A 17688-nucleotide genomic window follows, 5' to 3' on the forward strand; every position below is an offset into this window, starting at 1 on the left:
GCCGGCCTTTTTGTTTGACGGCTCGCTCTGCGCAGTTCCGCCCGCTCCCTCTGCTGCCAGATGCCGCCAGTGCGCCAACAATCCGTTGACGATTCGCAAGTCCCACTGGAAATCCGCCGCCGTTCTTCCTACGTTCGCTGCCATACCCATCGGCGCCGATCCCGGTTCCGGGCGAAGCGCGCCTTCAACATTGGCGCGATCGCGCGTCTTTGGATTCCTTGAGGACCAGCGGGATGGACGAAGTGATCAAGGCGAAACGCCAACAACAGAACGCGGGCTCCAGCCTGCGCGCAATTACGATCCGTGGCGCGCGCGAGCACAACCTCAAGAACATCGACGTCGAGATTCCCCGCGACAAGCTCGTGGTGTTCACGGGCCTATCCGGCTCCGGCAAATCCTCGCTCGCCTTCGACACCATTTACGCCGAAGGCCAGCGTCGCTACGTCGAATCGCTGTCGGCCTATGCCCGCCAATTCCTGGAGATGATGCAAAAGCCCGACGTCGACCAGATCGACGGGCTGTCGCCGGCGATCTCGATCGAGCAAAAGACGACCTCGAAGAACCCGCGCTCTACCGTGGGCACCGTCACCGAGATCTACGACTATATGCGCCTGCTCTGGGCCCGCGTCGGCGTGCCCTATTCGCCGGCCACGGGCCTGCCGATCGAGAGCCAGACCGTCTCGCAGATGGTCGACCGCGTGCTGGCGCTGCCCGAAGGCACCCGTCTCTATCTGCTCGCGCCGGTCGTGCGCGGCCGCAAGGGCGAGTATCGGAAGGAGCTCGCCGAATGGCTCAAGAAGGGCTTTCAGCGCGTCAAGATCGACGGCACCTTCCATGAACTCAGCGAGGCGCCGACGCTCGACAAGAAATTCCCGCACGACATCGACGTCGTGGTCGACCGCATCGTGGTGCGCGCCGATATCGGCCAGCGCCTCGCCGAGAGCTTCGAGACCGCGCTGAAGCTCGCCGAGGGCCTCGCCGTCGTCGAGTTCGCCGACGCGCCGGCGGGCGCGCCTGCGGAAGAGAAAGAGAAAAAGAAGACCGCGAAAATCCACGACAAGAGCGGCCCCGAGCGCATCCTGTTCTCGGAAAAGTTCGCCTGCCCGGTCTCTGGCTTTACCATCCCCGAGATCGAGCCGCGCCTGTTCTCCTTCAACAATCCCTATGGCGCCTGCCCCGCCTGCGGCGGCCTCGGCGTCGAGCAGCATGTCGACGAGGATCTCGTCATCCCCGAGAAGGATCTGACGCTGCGCAAGGGCGCGATCGCGCCCTGGGCCAAGTCGTCATCGCCCTATTACGTGCAGACGCTGACCGCGCTCGGCAAGCACTATAAGTTCACGCTCGACACCAAGTGGAAGGATCTGCCGAAGAAGACGCGAGACGCGATCCTCTACGGGTCCGGCGACGATGAGATCAAGTTCTCCTACGAGGACGGGGTCCGCTCCTACGACACCAAGAAACCGTTCGAGGGCGTCATCACCAACATCAACCGCCGCTATCGCGAGACCGAGAGCGAGTGGGCCCGCGAGGAGCTGGCGAAATATTTCCACGACGTGCCCTGCGAGGGCTGCAAGGGGTTTCGGCTCAAGCCCGAGGCGCTCTGCGTCAAGGTCGGCGGCAAGCATATCGGCGAGATCTCGGAGCTGTCGGTCAGAAAGGCCGGCGAATGGTTCGCGGGCGTGCCTGAGACGCTGAATACGCAGCAGAACGAGATCGCCGGCCGCATCCTGAAAGAGATCCGCGAGCGCCTGACCTTCCTGCTCGACGTCGGCCTCAACTATCTCACGCTGTCCCGCTCCTCCGGCACGCTGTCCGGCGGCGAGAGCCAGCGCATCCGCCTCGCCTCGCAGATCGGCTCGGGCCTGACGGGCGTGCTCTACGTGCTGGACGAGCCCTCGATCGGCCTGCACCAGCGCGACAATGCCCGCCTGCTCGACACGCTCAAGCGGCTTCGCGACCTCGGGAACACCGTGGTCGTGGTCGAGCATGACGAGGATGCCATCCGCCTCGCCGACTACGTCCTCGACATCGGCCCCGGCGCCGGCATGCATGGCGGTCACATCGTCGCCGAAGGCACGCCCGCCGAGATCATGCGCAACCCGAAATCGCTGACCGGCAAGTACCTCACCGGCGAGCTCGAGGTCGAGGTGCCGGAACGGCGTCCGCCGAACCATCGCCGCACCATCAAGGTTGTCAACGCGCGCGGCAATAACCTCAAGAACGTCACGGCGGAGATTCCGCTCGGCCTGTTCACCTGCGTCACCGGCGTCTCCGGCGGCGGCAAGTCGACGCTCTTGATCGACACGCTCTACCGCGCCATCGCGCGCAAGCTGAACAATGCCAGCGAGGGCGCCGCCCCGCACGACCGCATCGAGGGCCTCGAGCACATCGACAAGATCATCGACATCGACCAGTCGCCGATCGGCCGCACCCCGCGCTCCAATCCGGCGACCTATACCGGCGCCTTCACGCCGATCCGCGAATGGTTTGCGGGCCTGCCCGAGGCGAAGGCGCGCGGCTACGAGCCGGGCCGCTTCTCCTTCAACGTCAAGGGCGGCCGCTGCGAGGCGTGCCAGGGCGACGGCGTCATCAAGATCGAGATGCACTTCCTGCCCGACGTCTACGTCACCTGCGACGTCTGCAAGGGCAAGCGCTACAACCGCGAGACGCTCGAAGTCCTGTTCAAGGGCAAGAGCATCGCCGACGTGCTCGACATGACCGTCGAGGAGGCCGCCGAATTCTTCAAGGCGGTGCCGCGCGTGCGCGAGACCTTCCAGACCCTGCACCGCGTCGGGCTCGACTACATCCATGTCGGCCAGCAGGCGACGACGCTCTCGGGCGGCGAAGCCCAGCGCGTCAAGCTCGCCAAGGAGCTGTCGAAGCGCGCCACCGGCCGCACGCTTTACATCCTGGACGAGCCCACCACCGGCCTGCACTTCCACGACGTCAAGAAGCTCCTGGAGGTGCTGCACGAGCTGGTCGCGCAGGGCAACACGGTCGTCGTGATCGAGCACAATCTCGAAGTCATCAAGACCGCCGACTGGGTCATCGATCTAGGCCCCGAAGGCGGCGACGGCGGCGGCGAGATCGTGGCGTGGGGACCGCCCGAGGACATCGCGAAGGCGCCGCGGAGCTTTACGGGCAAGTTCCTGGCTCCGGTGCTGGAGAAGGCGCGAAAGCCGAAGCGGAGGCGGACGGCGAGCGAGGCGGCGGAGTAGATTGCGCTGCATCGAAGCCACAGCGCTGCAGGGCGGATTAGCGGAGCGTAATCGGCCACGATTCGATCGGGAAAGAACCGACATGTCCGCTGGACTCGTCCAAACCTACCGCGCCTTCGCCCACAACAACGCTTGGGCGAACCATCGCCTGCTCGCCGCCTGCGCTGCGCTATCCCAGTCTGAATTCGAAGCCCACCGCACCGGCTTCTTTCCAAGCCTGCAGCGTACGCTGAACCACATCTACATCATCGACTTCTTCTACATCGATGCGCTTGAAGGGGGCTGGCTCGGACCGGCAGCCTGGAAGAACGAGGTGCCGTACCCCTCGTTAGCCCAGCTCAAAGCTGCCCAGGCCGCAATGGACAACCGCCTGATTGCGATCTGCGATGCGCTGACAATTGAACGGCTCGACGCCTTCGTCCGGATCAACCGCGATACGAGCGTTCAAACCGAGCGCTGCGACCGGCTGCTCATGCATCTGTTTCAGCACCAGATCCATCATCGCGGGCAGGCGCATGCCATGCTGTCCGAAACAAGGGTCGTACCGCCACAGCTTGACGAGTTCTTCGCGGAAGGCGAAGCGCCGCTGCGAGCCGCCGAATTCGCCGAACTCGGCTGGACCGAGGAGACCGTTTGGAAATCCTAACGGAGTAACGTCTTCGACCTCGACGAGACCTGCATATTTCGACGCGCGCAATCCTCAGCCGACTCGATCTGGTCTAGGCGCGTCACGCCGCATGCTCACACCTGGACCAGCCGACGATCGGCCGCGCTTTCACGACGTCAAAAAGCGCCCAGAGGTGCTGCATGAGTTGGTCGCTCAGGGCAACTGCGGTCGTGAGCACAATCTCGAAGGCATGAAGACCGCCGACTAAGTCATCGACCTCGGCCTCGAAGCGGAGGACATCGCGAAATGGCCGCCAAGCGGGCAAATTTGGAAGCGGTGCTGAAGAAGGCAGGAAACCGAAGCGGGCGAGCACGACTCAGGCGGCGGAGTGACGCGCGGGACCAGCGGCCACCTCATGAGTATTGCCAATCGGGGGGTATGATGGCATGATGGTGTAGCGTCGGCCAGGAGCAACCCATGAGCGCCAGAACGCAAGTCACGCTGGATCCCGAAACTCGGCGGCGAGCACAAGCCAAGGCCGCTGAGCAAAAGATATCGTTCGCCGAATATGTGAGGCGGCTTGTAATCAACGATCTCGGCGAAGCGGAAAGGAAGCTGGATATCTCTACGGTTTTCGATCTTGCAGACGACGGTGAAGAAACGGACATAGCAAGTCGTAAAGACGAAATGATCGCAGAAGCGATATTAGATACGCATTCGTCTGGACGAGGGCGAAAGACCACAAAGCTCAAACTCAAGTCTCGACGGCGTTGAGTGTCTTTGTCGACACTTCTGTTTGGTTTGCAGCCGTCGCGAAGCGCGATCGTAATAACGCTGTAGCCAAGGCAATCCTCCAAAGCTTTCCCGATCCGGTGATGACCGATCATGTTCTCGCCGAGACTTGGCTTTTGCTTAGGAGCCGATTTGACCGAAATGTTGCCGAGACGTTCTGGGATCGTATTCGCAACAGCGCCGTGCGCCTAGAGCCGGTCATTAGCGCCGATTTGGAGGCGGCTTGGGCCATCGGAGTTTCGTTCCGAGATCAGGATTTTTCACTAGTAGACCGAACAAGCTTCGCTGTGATGGAGCGACTTGGGATTACACGAGCAGCGAGCTTCGACGAAGATTTCTCCATCTACCGTTACGGCCGGGCCCGTGACAGGGCCTTCGAGATCGTTCGATCGAGCCACAGCGCAGCCTACGAGACGCTCGCGCAAGCGATATTGAGGCGCCTGCCCGTTTCTCTGAACTACAATGGCGTTCGTCGCGAGGTGTGTCCTCACATCCTCGGGCATACCAATGGACAGGAAAGGGCACTGGTCTTTCAGTTTGGCGGCGCAAGCCGATCTAAGTTGCCGGCCGGCGGTGAATGGCGCTGCCTGACGGTGGCGCAGGTTAGCGATGTTGTAGTTCGCGAAGGAGAATGGCGCGGCGGGAGCTATCATCGTGCCGTACAGCGCTGCGTCGACAACGTCTATCTGGACGTCAATGAGGCCGTGCCAAATCAACCCGGCCGTCGAATGAACTATGACTAGGTGTAGGCGCGTAGCACATCCTGCTCCAGTCGGCTCGAGAGCCCTACCCTACGCCCTCGTCATCTTCGATCTGGACGGCACGCTGGCCGACAGCTTTCCCTGGTTCCTGCGCACCATCAACGATGTCGCCGACCGCTTTGATTTTCGTCGCGTCGCGGATGGGGAGATTGAAGAGCTGCGGCACGCCTCGAGCCGCGAGATCCTCGCCCGGCTCGAGGTGCCTTTGTGGAAGCTGCCGGTGATAACGCGGCATGCACGGCGGTTGAAGGCGGAGGCGGCAGCCGAGATTCCGCTGTTCGCGGGCGTCGAGACGATGCTGCGGACGATGGCCGAGAACGGCGTCCAGCTGGCGCTGGTGACCTCCGACAGCGAGGCCAATGCGCGCGAGAAGCTTGGGCCTTCCGCGGCGTTGTTCGCGCATTTCGATTGCTCTGCGTCGCTGTTCGGCAAGGCCGCGAAATTCCGCCGAGTCATCTGGCGCGCGGGTCTCGAGCCCGGCAAGGTCATTTCGATCGGCGACGAGGTCCGCGACATCGAGGCGGCGCGGGCTGTTGGAATCGCCTGCGGCGCGGTGTGCTGGGGCTATGCGGCGCCGGCGGCACTGCGTGCGCTGGGGCCCGATCATGTGTTCGAGAGGATGGACGAGATTGCGTCGATGTTTTCGCCGGTGCCATAGCCCGGATGGAGCGCCAGCGTAATCCGGGAAAGCATCCCCGCTACGGCCCTACTCCCCCCTGCGCAAGAACGCCCCGAACGCGCGCGGGCCATCGCCGGTCTTGATCTCGCCAATCACTTTGAGCTCGGCCGCGTCGATGATACCGAGCGTGTTGCTCTCCCAGCAGGCGACGATGACGCGCTTGCCGTCGGCGGTCGCCGCGATACCCTCGGGATAATCGCCGACATGGATGCGCTTGATCGGCTTCAGGCTCGCCAGGTCGAACACGCTGACGGTGCCAGCATATTGGTCCGTAACAAAGCCGCGCCCTTGCGTCAGCGCCACGGCATAGGGGCGCATGCCGACCGGCACGCGGCCGATCTCGCGGCCGTCTGCAATATCGATCACCGAGACGTCGTCGGACCCGACATTGGCGGTGTAGGCGCGTTTGCCATCGGCATCGATGGTGACGCCGAACGGTCGCGTGCCGACCTTGATGATCGCCCTGCGCTGGCGCGTCGCGGTGTCCACTACCGAGACACTGTCGTCGTCGCGGTCGGCCGAGAGCAGCAGCTTGCCGTCGGGCGTCACCGCAAGACCCGATGGCGAGGCGCCGACCGCGATGCTGGCGACAACGCTGCGCAAGGCCGGATCGATCACCCGCACCGCGGCGGCGTACCAGTCGGCGACAAAGACCGTCTTGCCGTCCGGCGTCACGGCAATGCCGAGCGGCCCGCCGCCGACCTCGACACGGCCGGCGACCTGCCGCGTGGCTGCGTCCACCACGGTCACCGCCTTGGCATCGGGGCTCGTGACATAGGCAAAGCGCCCGTCGGCGCTGACGGCGATGCCGGCCGGCTTACCGCCGATCGGGATGGTCGCAACGCTGCGCGCGCCAGCGAGGTCCACCACCGTCAGATCGTCGCTGAGCTGGTTGGTGACGAACGCCTCCTCGCCGGCTGCGCTGCCGAGGCTCGCATGACAAAGGCTGGCGGCGAGCGCCGCCAGGACCAGCGCCCGCACGATCAGCTACCGCTCTCGATCTTCTTCTTGAGCGCCTCGAGCCCGGCCTTGTACAGCCCGCTCACCGCAGTCCTGGCGGCCTCGTCGCTCAGTTCCGGCGGCGGATCGTTATTGGGATAGCCGCGATAGAACGCGCCGGCCCATTCCAGCTTCGCCTTGCCGTCCGGCGCGGGCGACACCGTCAACGTCGAGGAATAATTGGTAACCGGCAGCACCTTCACGTCGACCTTGGTGATCCGGTACGAATAGCTCTGCATGTCGGGCTCGTATTTGTAGAGCTCCTCCTCGACCGTCGCGCCGCCCGTCAGGGTCAGCGTCCGCGTCGCGCCGATCTCGTTGCCCTTATCGCCCGTGGTCTTGGTGACGGGTGGAAGCCAGCTCATGTCCTGGAAATTGCCGATCGCCGCCCATACTTTGGCCGGCGCAGCGTTGATCTCGATGGATTCCCGCACTTTCTGCCGCGTCGGCCCGTGAGCCCAGACCGGCTCAAAGGCGGCCGTCAGAGCCATCCCCGCCATCGCCAGCGCTGCCACCCCGGCGATCGCCCGTCCCATCGTCATCCTCATGTCGTTTCCTCAGTTGATCCTGCGCGACTTGAAGCGCGCTGGGAGCATCGTAGCGCATTTTTGGACGGTGGGGAGACCGGTTCGTGGCGCGGCTGTGGCGGCGCGCTCCCCACCTTCACACCATCTGTTGCGCTGCCCGACGAGGCTGAGCAAGAATTGGTTCGTTGGCGGTCCTAGGCCGTAGCGGATGGGGTGATTGCCAGCGGGGACTGAAATATTCGCCAGAAGGTCGCTAGAGCAACCTTTATGCCCTGCAGGAGGGCTGCGAGGGTGCATCGGCAAGGAGCAAGCGTCTTTGCGAGTGCGGCCAGAAACGTGTCGAACCCAAGGATGTTGAGCACGCGAGTGAAGTTGTAGCAAAGCGCCATCAGGCTCCACTCGCCGCGGACCTTGTCGAAGCCGCGGACCAGGAAATGACGATAGCCGGCACGGCATTTGAGCGTGCCAAACGGATGCTCGACGATGCCAGAGCGACGGCGCATCAGTTCGCCTGCGCCTTGCATCCGCGCGCGATGGCGTTCAAGAACGTCTTCATGCTCCCAGCGACCGATCGTCCGGTAGGCTGCGTTTGAGCCGAGGCAGCGGACCTTGAGCGGGCAGGTCCTGCAGATCACTCCACGCGCCGCGTAGCGGATCTCGATGCGGCCACTGGTGTTCTTTTGCCTGCTCTTCATCGGATGTAGCAGTTGGCCGGCGGGACAACGGTAGGTGTCGGATGCACCGTCATAGTCGAAATCCTTGAGGGCAAAGCGGCCTTCCTTCTCGAGCCGAGCGTTGCCCTCCGGCACCGGCACATAGGCCGTGATGCCATCGTCCTCGCAGGCCTTCAGCTCGAGACTGCTGTAATACCCCTCATCAGCCAGCGCCTGGAGGGACTTGACCTCAAGGGCCTTTTTTGCCGCGATGGCCATCGCATGCAGCTGGCCGACATCGCTGCTGTCGTTGACCACCTCGCTGGCGACAATGAGCTTGTGCTTGTCGTCGACGGCGGTCTGCACATTGTAGCCTGCGACCCCCTGGCCGCTCTTGACCAGAAGCCGGGCATCCGGATCGGTCAGGCACAGCTGCGTCTGGCCGCTCTCTTCCAGTCGAGCAAGATCAGCTTGTGCGCGCGAGCGCTTGGCCATCAGCGCCGCGACCTTCGCGCCGATGTCGCCGCTATCTCCGCCGCCGCCGTCGGGCCCATCCTTGCCCGGCTTCCTGGCTTCTGCGGCATCATTGTCCTCAAGGGACTTGCCGTAAGCCTCGATCTCCTGGTCAAGCTTTGCGATCTGATCGGCAAGCCTCTTGCGTGTAAAGACGCTGGCCTTGCTGGCGTCGCCATGGAAAAACGAGCCGTCAATCGCAACAACGCTGCCGCCGACGAGACCGAGTTCGCGCATCAGCAGCACGAAGCTGCGGTTGGCCTCCTTCAGAGCCGCCCAGTTCTCCTTGCGGAAGTTGGCGATCGTTCGATAACCCGGCTTCAATCCCTTCAGCAGCCAGATCAGTTCCAGATTGCGGCCAGCTTCCCGTTCCAACCGACGCGACGACCGGATTTGGTTGATGTAGCCGTAAAGGTACAGCTTCAGCAGATCGGCCGGATCGTACGGCGGCTGGCCGACCCCTTCGGCCTTGCGATCAGCGTGGCGAAAGCCGAGCTTGGCAAGGTCGAGGACGCCAACGAAGCTCTCGATCGCCCGGACCGGGTTGTCCGCCCCGACATAGTCCTCAACCCGCGCAGGAAGCAGACTGAGTTGTTCTCGGCTCTCGCCCGTCTTGAATGTGCGATTCGTCATGAACAGAATCGTACATCAACTCCCCAAAATGCCGAGTTCTTGCTCAGACTCGACGAGCAAAACACGCCAGACCACGGTCAAGCCCTGCTGGCGAAAATAATTCGCTTTACTGGAATTCGGAATTAGCGCATGTTCAGGCCATCCCGACCCGGGCCGAGGGGCGGATCGCGATCGTCACGAACGCGGGATGGGAATGTGGTGGACGCGGGCGGCATCGCGCGCAGGCGGTTTGCAGGGCGGGTCACTCCGTGAGCGAACGCCCACGCGCACACGACGGGTGCAGCTTGCGTACGGCAAAATCGTGTGGTCCTGGCGCCTGGGGTCTGTGCGCCAAGCCTTGCGATGACGTTGCGGCCCGACCGGGTTCGCATCGTCAGTCATCCGCAAGGCGACGGGGGCAATAGTGCATCGCTCCCCGGGGAGAGCGCGACATAAGCCGTAAACCCACTGCGCAGGGAAGGCCGGATGTTTGGCTTCACCTGTATGCCGCTGTGCATCACTTCCCAGCGCATTACGCGCACAGCGGACCGCGGGTGCCAGCCGGCACCCGGCCTTCCCTGCGCCCTCGGCACTTTTGAGGGCGGGCAATCGAAGCAAAGCTCGGGCACGGTGTGCCGCGAGAATGCGAGGCCGCGCCTATGATGCGGGTAGCAACGCTAGACGAATTCGGGCTCTCGTGCCCCCAACGCAGCGCAGCGCCCCTTCGGCGGTGCGCTGCTGAGCCGGGGCCCATGCAGCAGCCGACGCGCGGACTCCTGGGGTTCCGGCTCTACGCCGCAACGCTCACGCGTCGCAGCTTGTCCGGGACACTGGAGTTGGCGCACTGCTGCTCCACACTCCGTCATTGCCCATAGCGAGAGAGCTAGTGTTAGGGGATCCCCTCACCTACTCCGCCAGCGTCGCCTCCACGAACCCGCGTGGATCAGCACAAAACTCCCGCATCACCCGGTAATGATCGGTCTGCTCCACCGTCGTCGGCTCCAGCCCGTATTTCCCGAGCCGCAGCAGCCGCGCGTCTGGATAGGCCATCAGCACCGGCGAATGCGTTGCCATGATCACCTGGCAGATGCGGGACTCTTCCATGCGGCGCAGCAGCTTCAGGAATTCGATCTGGCGCGCCGGCGACAGCGCCGATTCCGGCTCGTCGAAGATGAAGATGCCCTGGCGTTGGCAGCGTTCTTCGAAGAAGCGCAGGAAGCCTTCACCGTGGGAGTGCGAGAGGAAATCGGGACCGGAGTGGCCGGCGTCCCGTGCGGCCTTGTCCAGATATCGCGCGACCGAGAAAAAACTCTCCGCACGGAAGAACCAGCCATTGGTGATCTTCGGCAGCCAGCTTGCGCGCAACGCCTTGGAGAGCTGGCCGCCCATCTTCTCGCGCGCTTCGGAATGATCGACCGGCATGTAGCCCTTGCCGCCACCGGCATCGTCATAGCCGGCGAGCGCTGCGATGCCCTCGAGGATCGTCGACTTCCCGGTGCCGTTCTCTCCAACGATGATCGTGATGGCCGCGTCGAAACTGAGCTCGAAATCATCGGGGAAGATGGGCAGACAGAACGGATAGGCCTCGCGATCGTGAACTTGCGACGGATCGAGCCAGACCCGCTTCAGGTAAGGCGCCGGCAGGTTGATCGTTCGACCGCTTCTTCGGCTCATGCTCGCTCCCAACCCCATTCCTATCCATCTTTCGATCCGAACATACCGGGAACACCATCTTCGCGTAAGCTGTATTTGAGAAACGTATGGAAACAAATGGCCCGTCAAACACGGGATGCGTTATCTTCATCAGAAATGAAATCTTAGATTGCGGTGCAAAGCCGACCTAAGACGCAGCTGTGAGACCGCCGCTGGCATGAGGCCAGCCCCCACCTCGCGACCCCGCAATGATTGACGGACGTCCGGGACCGTAAGAGCCGCGAGGAATGCGCGATGGTATCAACGTATTTCAGTTACAATTACATTTCGCGCCATCTCAAGCAGTCCCTGACCCGGGTCGAACAGCAGACCGACGTCGCGCGAGAGGCCGCCTATTACAAGGCCAACATCGGCAAGGTGAAGACCATTGACGATCTCATGAATGATTATCGCCTCTATCATTATGCGATGAAGGCATATGGCCTGGAAGACATGGCGTATGCCAAAGCTTTCATGAAAAAGGTGCTGGAGAGCGACCTCTCCGATGCAAAGAGCTTCGTCAACAAGCTGGTCGACAAGCGTTACCGGGAGTTTGCCGCTGCATTCTCCTTCACGGGCGGTACAAAGCCCGTTGCGCAATCGGAGGACCAGATCGACGAGATGATCGGTCTGTACACAGCGACCAAGAAGAGTCAGGTCGATGCACTTGCGGACGATACGAAATACTACAACGCCCAGATCGGCAGCATCAGCAGTGCAGACCAGCTGCTGAACAACGATCGTCTCCGCAACTACGTCTATTCGGCATTCGGGATCGACCAGAACAAGTGGCCGCGCGACACGATAAGTCAGGTCCTGCGCAGCGACCCATCCGATCCAAACAGCTACGTCAACACGACCCTCGCGTCTCAGTTGACCGGCCTCAACGCCCAGCTCGCTCAAGCCAAATCGGACGTGAGCGCCACCAACACGAAGATCGCCGACTACACGGCCCAACTCTTGCAACCTGGCGCCGACGTGAACCAGTTGAAGGTCCAGATCCTGGTCGAAAAATATCACCTGGAATCATACACGAAGAGCGTAGCCAGCCTCAGCGACCAGATCGCGACGATAGGTGACCTGGTAGATCTGGCTGGCGCGTTCGAGTTTTCGCCTGACGGGTCACTTCCGCCAGGAGTGTCCGCGCAGACTGCTGCGAACGTCACTCTCACGGCAAAGCGGTTCGACGATAGCAAGTCCGCCGTCTATGCGGCGGCAAGCCCGCTGAACGAAGTTCTGGCAATCAGGCAGTTCAGAAACGCCATCCTCAACATCAAGTCAGTCCAGGCGTTGGTATCGACTCCAGCCGTATATGATTTTGCGCTGGGCGCCGTCGGCCTCGATCCCCAAGCGGTCTCGCCGGACACTGTCAAGGCTGTCCTCGAAAGCGATCTCAGCAATCCCAAGAGCTTCGTCTATACGCTCAAGGACAATCGGTACGTCGAGCTCGCACGCGCCTTCAACTTCGACGCCAAAGGCAATCTGACGACCCCCTTAGTGGCTCAGGACCCAGCAAAAGTCCTCCAGATCGCAAAAAACTACGTCATTGCAGTGCTGAAAGAGACAAGCCCTGAGCAGCAGAAAGCAGTTCGGGAACAGGCCCAGAAAGACGCGACGTCCTATAAGGAAGCCATCGCAGGCATAGACAGCGTTTCCGGCCTGCTTGCAAACCGGAAGACGGTCGATTTCATTCTCGTCGCCAAGGGTTTGGACCCCAATAAGGTCAGCACCGACTATCTGAAGAAGATCTTCGCGTCCGATCTGAACAATCCCAAGAGCTTCGCCAACACCGAGAGCGATCCGCGCTTTGCCGAAATCGTGGAGTCGTTCAATTTCGACAGCAAGGGCAATGTCGCGCGCCTTGCGATGATTGGTTCTCAGAAGCAAGATCAATTGCGGGAAGTACAGGCGAACTATCTCCAGCAGAGCCTGGAGCAGCAGCAGGGAGATACGAATCCCGGCGTGCGCCTGGCGCTCTATTTCCAGCGAAAGGCGGGGGAAATCACGTCCGCATACGATATCCTTGCCGACAAGGCTCTTTCGGAGGTGTTCAGGACCACCTTCAATTTGCCTGACTCGATGGCGGCGATGCCGATCGATCAGCAGGCTAAGTTCGTGGACAAATTCATGAAGATCAAGGATCTCTCGGATCCCGCGAAGGTTGAAAAGCTGCTGGGCCGTTTCTCCGCCATATATGACGTCAAGAACAGCCAGAGCATCGGTCAGGGACAATCCCCCTTGCTCAGCCTCTTTCAGGGATCCAGCTCAGGGGTCAGTGAATCCACATTCCTGGCCATTGCCAAGCTACGTTCTCGCCCCTGACGATCGCTCGCCGCTACTAGCCCAATACCTCGAGCACCAACTCCATCGTCATCAGAACGGGGTTGTCGCCACGGACCATTCGTCCCTCCGCGATGCCACCGGTGTAGTCGACCAGCGCAACGTCAAGCGCCGCTTCGAGTGCGCCCGAAGAGCCAGCCGCAATTGTCCCGGCCGTGATCGCCAGCTCGGTGGCAAACGGTTCGGTGGCGCCGCCATGGGTGAAACGCGCGCCGATGGTCGAGCCGACGCCGCCGTGAATTTTCGCACGCGCAATGCCGTGTGCACGGCAGAAGTCCTCGATACCGCCGGCAAAATCCTGATTGGGCCGCAGCCGCAATGCGAAGCTGCGGCTCGTCGTGCGCGCGCCGGTGCTCGCGGAGGCCACCGGCCCGAACAGCTTGAAATTGGTCTCCGGATCGGGCTCGGCGGTGAACATCGCGCCATCAATACCGAACGCCTCGACCTCGAAAGGCTCGGCAACGACGGTCTCGTCCGGCAGCATGTGGCCGCCGCTGGCCTTGCCGTCCGCCTCCGTCCACAGCCCGTGGCAATGAAAGAACGGCGCGCCATCGCGCATGCCGAGCGTCATGCTGCCAAGCTTCGTGCGCGTGACGCCTTCGGGCCGGTGCGTGTCGCTGTAGAACGCGGCGTTCTCGCCGGTCTTCGACAGCGCCGGCATGACATAGGCGAACGGCCCGAGCGCGCCGCGCCGGAAACTCAGCACGCCGCCGCCAAATCCCTCTGCCGCAAATCCGCGACGTGCAGCTTCCAGCAGCGGCAGACCTGCCAGAAGCGTGAAGGAAAAGGCGCGCCCCCTCCCCTCCACCCATTGGATGCGTTCTGCGACTGGCGCGCCCGGCTGCTTGATACTTCGCATCACTCGCGCTCAGCCTGCCTTGGTCTTGTCGAGATCGAGCAGCCCGCGCGCCTCGAGCTCGTCACGCACCATCCGCTTCGGCACCTTGCCGTAGCCCGATTTGGGCAGCGCCTCCCAGAAGAAGAACCGCTTCGGCATCTTGTAGCGCGGCACCTTCGGGCCGAGAAACGCGGCCATCTCGGCCTCGCTCACGGCCTTCGCACCTTCGCGCGCGACGCAGACGGCAACGCCGACCTCGCCCCAGGTCGCATCGGGCACGCCGAGCACGGCGACCTCGCCGATCGCGGGATGGGTCAAAATCTTCTCTTCGATCTCGCGCGGATAGATGTTGGAGCCGCCGGAGATGTACATGTCGGAAGCGCGGCCCGTGATGTAGACGAAGCCCTCCTCATCCATGTGGCCGAGGTCACCGGTGCGGAACCAGCCGTTGCGGAATGCCTTAGCGTTAGCTTCGGGGTTGTCGTAATAGCCGGCGAGCACGGCCGGCCCGATCACGCAGATCTCGCCGCTCTGGTTGGCCGCGAGCTCGCGCCCCTCGTCGTCCTGGATCGAGACCTGCATGCCGGTGCGCTCGAAGCCGCAGGTGCCGATCTTCGCATGCGGGCTGTCCTCTGGATCGTGCAGCGCCGCTGGAAGCACGGTGATGTTGCCGGTGACCTCGCCGAGGCCAAAATATTGCACGATGACCTTGCCGAGCTTCCTCAGCGCAGTCTTCTGATCCTCACGATACATCGGCGCGCCCGCATAGATCACGTGCCGCAGCGAGGAGTGATCGTATTTGTCGACGGCGGGGTGCTCGACCATCATCTTGAGGATCGTCGGCACGGTGAAGAGATTGGCGACCTGATGCTTTTCGATCAGGCGGAACGCCTCGTTGATGTCGAATTTTTCAGTCGGCAGCAAGACGGTGCACACGCCGCGCGCTGTCTGCACCAGTTGATGCACGCCGGCGCCATGCGACAGCGGGGCCACCACCAGCGAGGCGTCGTTCTCCGTGACGCCAGGCGTCAGATCGGCGAGATGGTTGGTGACGACAAAGCCCATCTGGCCATGGGTCAGCACCGCGGCCTTGGAGCGTCCGGTGGTTCCCGACGTGAAGAAGAACCAGCAGGGATCGTCGTGCTCGACGGCCGCATTCTCGACCACCGCTCCGGCGCGCGAGGCGATGGCCTCCGCAACCGAGGTCTCGCCGAACGCGCCTCTGCCGTCGACGCTCCAGGTGAACTCCAGCGCGCCGCCCTTCACGGCCGCCGCGTGCTCGAGGAAATCGACGTGACACAGAAACGCCTTCGCGCCGGAAGCTTGTGCGAGATAGGTCACCTCATCCGGCATCAGGCGAAAATTGGTGGGGACCCAGACCGCGCCAAGCCGGAAGGCGGCGAACATCGAGAAGAACATCTCGTCGCCATTCTTGGAATGGACCAGGATGCGGTCGCCCTTGGCGATGCCGCGCGCGGCGAGCGCGGCCGCCAGCGCCGAGACCTGCGCATCGATCTCACGCCAGGTCCAGGATTTGTCACCCCAGACGAAGCCGGGGCGCGATCCATGCCGCCGCGCATTCTGGGTGAGCATGTAGGCGAGATTCATGACGCGGCGGGACATGCGCAGGGGCTGCATCGGGCTTCCTCTTCGACGACGGACAGCGCGCAAGCTGCCCGCTCATTGCCGCCCATTTATCGCCATCGCCGGCGCCCCTGCAAGGCCGGCTGCCGCGGACCTGCCCTACGGCAGCCTAAACGCAAACGCAGTCGCCGCAATGGCCTTCGCCCGCCAGCAGGCCTGCACCCCGAAGCCGCAGCAGCTGCTGCCGTGCAGATCGAAACGGATGGCACGCGCGCTGGTTACGAGCGAGGTGAGCAGGAGGATCAGAGATCGCATCAGCGTTGATCGCAGTCACAACCGCAATTGTTCAGTGAATTTTAAACATGATCGGCGCACCCTTAATCCGTCTTCGCGTACAGAGTGCATTGCATGATCAAAGCGTCCGCCGTCCTCCTGCTCACGCTGGCGCTCGCCGGATGTGCCGTTGCGCCGCAGGCGCATCTGGCTTCCGATCCCGCCTTCAAGCCTGCGCGTTATGCCTGGGATGGCGCTGGCGAGGATCCCAACCGGCCGCGCGCTGCTTCACAATCAACGCGCACCGCTGCCCACTCCGAGCGCAACACGTCGCAAGCCGGCGTTCAGCCCTATTCGAAGGAATGGTGGCAGGCGCAGGACGGCGTCGAGGCCGAGCAGGACGCCAAGGTCAACCGCTCACTGGTCATCTGCCAGGGTTGCCTCCGCCCGCCGCAGCCCGAAGATTCCAGGCTGGCCAGAGCGACCGATTGAACAGAACGACCTCAACATTGAAAAATCGGCCGACCCGACCGCGCGTAGCGGCATGGTGCGCGAGGCTGGTAGCTGGAAGGGACGACATGGGCGACGTCATCAACAACAAGGCCCAACACCGCTACGAGCTCGCGGTGGAAGGCCATCTTGCGACCGAGCATTACAAGCTCGATGGCAACGTGATCACGTTCGAGCATACCGACGTGCCGAAGGCGCTCGGGGGCAAGGGGGTCGGATCGAAGCTGGTACAAGGCGCGCTCGACCAGGTCCGCGCCGCCGGATTGAAGCTGATCCCACAATGCCCGTTCGTGAGGGCGTGGATCGACAAGCACCCGGACTATGCAGATCTCGTGACAAGATGAGTGCACAGGCCCGCCGCCCGTGGCCGGCGGGCCTGCCGACATCTACGGCTATTGCCCATGCTTGAGCATGTCCTGGTCAGTCTGATCCCAGTCCTGCCACAGCTGGAGTATGCCGAGCAGCACCACCACCGCACCGAGTGCCGTGTGATAGATGCGGAGGAAGCCGTCAGCGGAGTAGCCGATCACGTAAGGCGAGGCGATGAGCCACAGTCCAACTAGGATCGTGGTCACCTCTTGCCACCGCTGCAAGGCGACGTATTCGAGCTGGCTGAGGCCAAACACGATCAGACCGATCGCGACGGTATTGAGGATGGCCGTCTGGTGCCCGGTGATCCCCTGATCCTGGACGGGAAACCACGGCGAAGCCACGATCGCCGCGCCAAGCAGCATCCCGCACCAGTCTTCCCATGTTCGATGAGTGTTCAAGAAACCAGAATCCGACATCGTACCCTCCTGCAAAAGAGGCATACGTCTGCGGCTGGCGATCACGACACGCCGAATGTCTGGCGACCTGCCGGCCGCATTCGGGCGTATGTCCTCTCCAGGACGTGGGAACCGAAGTTCGGCCTGCAAGAGCCGTATCGAGGATTATTTGCGGTCGCTGCATCATGCTCGCAGAGCACGATTTCCATACTGCACTGCGGTCACGGCGGCACCCATTTGCGGATATCTCCTCTGCGCCAATCTGCATTGGCTGCATCTTGGCAGGGGCGGAGCAAGCCTCCTAGATCAGGAGGCATCTGCAT

The 17688-nt window shown here is 62.6% G+C and carries 15 protein-coding genes and 1 pseudogene; 9 read left to right on the forward strand and 7 right to left on the reverse strand.

Features of this window, described 5'->3' with window-relative positions; all coding sequences use genetic code 11:
- Positions 1–233 precede the first annotated feature (233 nt).
- The 6 genes and pseudogenes from uvrA to ABIG06_RS32130 all read left to right on the forward strand — a co-directional run bounded on the left by uvrA (position 234) and on the right by ABIG06_RS32130 (position 6036).
- Positions 234–3218 (forward strand): excinuclease ABC subunit UvrA, encoded by a 2985-nt coding sequence (gene uvrA, locus ABIG06_RS32105; RefSeq protein ID WP_370139964.1) that lies wholly within the window; start codon positions 234–236, stop codon positions 3216–3218.
- An 82-nt stretch (positions 3219–3300) separates the two neighbouring features.
- A complete protein-coding gene (locus ABIG06_RS32110; RefSeq protein WP_124158347.1) occupies positions 3301–3864 on the forward strand; it encodes a DinB family protein in 564 nt (187 codons plus the stop codon).
- Between the two features lie 101 nt (positions 3865–3965).
- Positions 3966–4159 (forward strand): annotated as a pseudogene (locus ABIG06_RS32115) (hypothetical protein); the annotation flags it as partial.
- 143 nt (positions 4160–4302) lie between these two features.
- Positions 4303–4599 carry a hypothetical protein gene (locus ABIG06_RS32120; RefSeq protein WP_124158215.1) on the forward strand — a complete coding sequence of 99 codons (297 nt, stop codon included), beginning with the start codon at positions 4303–4305 and terminating at the stop codon, positions 4597–4599.
- Complete coding sequence (locus ABIG06_RS32125; protein ID WP_124158214.1) at positions 4596–5360, forward strand: type II toxin-antitoxin system VapC family toxin; 765 nt, start codon at positions 4596–4598, stop codon at positions 5358–5360. The genes ABIG06_RS32120 and ABIG06_RS32125 overlap by 4 nt, the downstream gene beginning before the upstream one ends.
- A complete protein-coding gene (locus ABIG06_RS32130; RefSeq protein ID WP_124158213.1) occupies positions 5353–6036 on the forward strand; it encodes an HAD-IA family hydrolase in 684 nt (227 codons plus the stop codon). Before ABIG06_RS32125 ends, ABIG06_RS32130 begins: the two co-directional genes overlap by 8 nt.
- Before the next feature lie 48 nt (positions 6037–6084).
- On the opposite strand, the gene ABIG06_RS32135 is transcribed toward ABIG06_RS32130, so the two are convergent.
- From ABIG06_RS32135 to ABIG06_RS32150, 4 genes are all read right to left on the reverse strand, one after another.
- Positions 6085–7038, reverse strand: a complete 954-nt coding sequence (locus ABIG06_RS32135; RefSeq protein ID WP_124158212.1) for a cytochrome D1 domain-containing protein — start codon at positions 7036–7038, stop codon at positions 6085–6087.
- Positions 7039–7040: 2 nt separating this feature from the next.
- Positions 7041–7604 (reverse strand): SRPBCC family protein, encoded by a 564-nt coding sequence (locus ABIG06_RS32140; RefSeq protein WP_370139966.1) that lies wholly within the window; start codon positions 7602–7604, stop codon positions 7041–7043.
- A 173-nt stretch (positions 7605–7777) separates the two neighbouring features.
- Positions 7778–9382 (reverse strand): IS1182 family transposase, encoded by a 1605-nt coding sequence (locus tag ABIG06_RS32145; protein WP_370134232.1) that lies wholly within the window; start codon positions 9380–9382, stop codon positions 7778–7780.
- A gap of 885 nt (positions 9383–10267) precedes the next feature.
- The gene (locus ABIG06_RS32150; RefSeq protein WP_370139967.1) at positions 10268–11035 is read right to left on the reverse strand and encodes an AAA family ATPase; all 768 of its coding nucleotides are present in this window, start codon (positions 11033–11035) and stop codon (positions 10268–10270) included.
- A gap of 273 nt (positions 11036–11308) precedes the next feature.
- Between ABIG06_RS32150 and ABIG06_RS32155 the strand changes: the two genes are divergently transcribed.
- Entirely contained in the window at positions 11309–13375 is a 2067-nt protein-coding gene (locus ABIG06_RS32155) for a DUF1217 domain-containing protein (RefSeq protein ID WP_370139968.1), read from the forward strand.
- Positions 13376–13391: 16 nt separating this feature from the next.
- On the opposite strand, the gene ABIG06_RS32160 is transcribed toward ABIG06_RS32155, so the two are convergent.
- On the reverse strand, positions 13392–14252 hold the full coding sequence (locus tag ABIG06_RS32160) for a PCC domain-containing protein (protein ID WP_370139969.1): 861 nt from the start codon (positions 14250–14252) through the stop codon (positions 13392–13394).
- Positions 14253–14261: 9 nt separating this feature from the next.
- On the reverse strand, positions 14262–15869 hold the full coding sequence (locus ABIG06_RS32165; RefSeq protein ID WP_124158207.1) for an acyl-CoA synthetase: 1608 nt from the start codon (positions 15867–15869) through the stop codon (positions 14262–14264).
- A 354-nt stretch (positions 15870–16223) separates the two neighbouring features.
- Here ABIG06_RS32165 and ABIG06_RS32170 point away from each other — a divergent pair, with 354 nt between their 5' ends.
- Positions 16224–16580, forward strand: a complete 357-nt coding sequence (locus tag ABIG06_RS32170; protein WP_370139971.1) for a hypothetical protein — start codon at positions 16224–16226, stop codon at positions 16578–16580.
- Positions 16581–16666: 86 nt separating this feature from the next.
- Positions 16667–16942 (forward strand): GNAT family N-acetyltransferase, encoded by a 276-nt coding sequence (locus ABIG06_RS32175; RefSeq protein ID WP_370139972.1) that lies wholly within the window; start codon positions 16667–16669, stop codon positions 16940–16942.
- A gap of 48 nt (positions 16943–16990) precedes the next feature.
- Here ABIG06_RS32175 and ABIG06_RS32180 read toward each other — a convergent pair whose 3' ends face one another.
- Positions 16991–17386: an SPW repeat protein gene (locus ABIG06_RS32180; RefSeq protein WP_424578479.1), complete on the reverse strand. Its 396-nt coding sequence runs from the start codon at positions 17384–17386 to the stop codon at positions 16991–16993.
- Between the last annotated feature and the right edge of the window lie 302 nt (positions 17387–17688).

The organism is Bradyrhizobium sp. USDA 326, assembly GCF_049739485.1.
Lineage (GTDB): Bacteria > Pseudomonadota > Alphaproteobacteria > Rhizobiales > Xanthobacteraceae > Bradyrhizobium.

Bases quoted from the DNA above. Each gene is read 5' to 3' on its own strand.
- ABIG06_RS32180 (WP_424578479.1), bottom strand. From the start codon at position 17,386: ATGTCGGATTCTGGTTTCTTGAACACTCATCGAACATGGGAAGACTGG.
- ABIG06_RS32150 (WP_370139967.1), bottom strand. From the start codon at position 11,035: ATGAGCCGAAGAAGCGGTCGAACGATCAACCTGCCGGCGCCTTACCTG.
- ABIG06_RS32155 (WP_370139968.1), top strand. From the start codon at position 11,309: ATGGTATCAACGTATTTCAGTTACAATTACATTTCGCGCCATCTCAAG.
- ABIG06_RS32165 (WP_124158207.1), bottom strand. From the start codon at position 15,869: ATGCAGCCCCTGCGCATGTCCCGCCGCGTCATGAATCTCGCCTACATG.
- ABIG06_RS32170 (WP_370139971.1), top strand. From the start codon at position 16,224: ATGATCAAAGCGTCCGCCGTCCTCCTGCTCACGCTGGCGCTCGCCGGA.
- ABIG06_RS32110 (WP_124158347.1), top strand. From the start codon at position 3,301: ATGTCCGCTGGACTCGTCCAAACCTACCGCGCCTTCGCCCACAACAAC.
- ABIG06_RS32175 (WP_370139972.1), top strand. From the start codon at position 16,667: ATGGGCGACGTCATCAACAACAAGGCCCAACACCGCTACGAGCTCGCG.
- uvrA (WP_370139964.1), top strand. From the start codon at position 234: ATGGACGAAGTGATCAAGGCGAAACGCCAACAACAGAACGCGGGCTCC.
- ABIG06_RS32120 (WP_124158215.1), top strand. From the start codon at position 4,303: ATGAGCGCCAGAACGCAAGTCACGCTGGATCCCGAAACTCGGCGGCGA.
- ABIG06_RS32140 (WP_370139966.1), bottom strand. From the start codon at position 7,604: ATGAGGATGACGATGGGACGGGCGATCGCCGGGGTGGCAGCGCTGGCG.
- ABIG06_RS32160 (WP_370139969.1), bottom strand. From the start codon at position 14,252: ATGCGAAGTATCAAGCAGCCGGGCGCGCCAGTCGCAGAACGCATCCAA.
- ABIG06_RS32130 (WP_124158213.1), top strand. From the start codon at position 5,353: ATGACTAGGTGTAGGCGCGTAGCACATCCTGCTCCAGTCGGCTCGAGA.
- ABIG06_RS32145 (WP_370134232.1), bottom strand. From the start codon at position 9,382: ATGACGAATCGCACATTCAAGACGGGCGAGAGCCGAGAACAACTCAGT.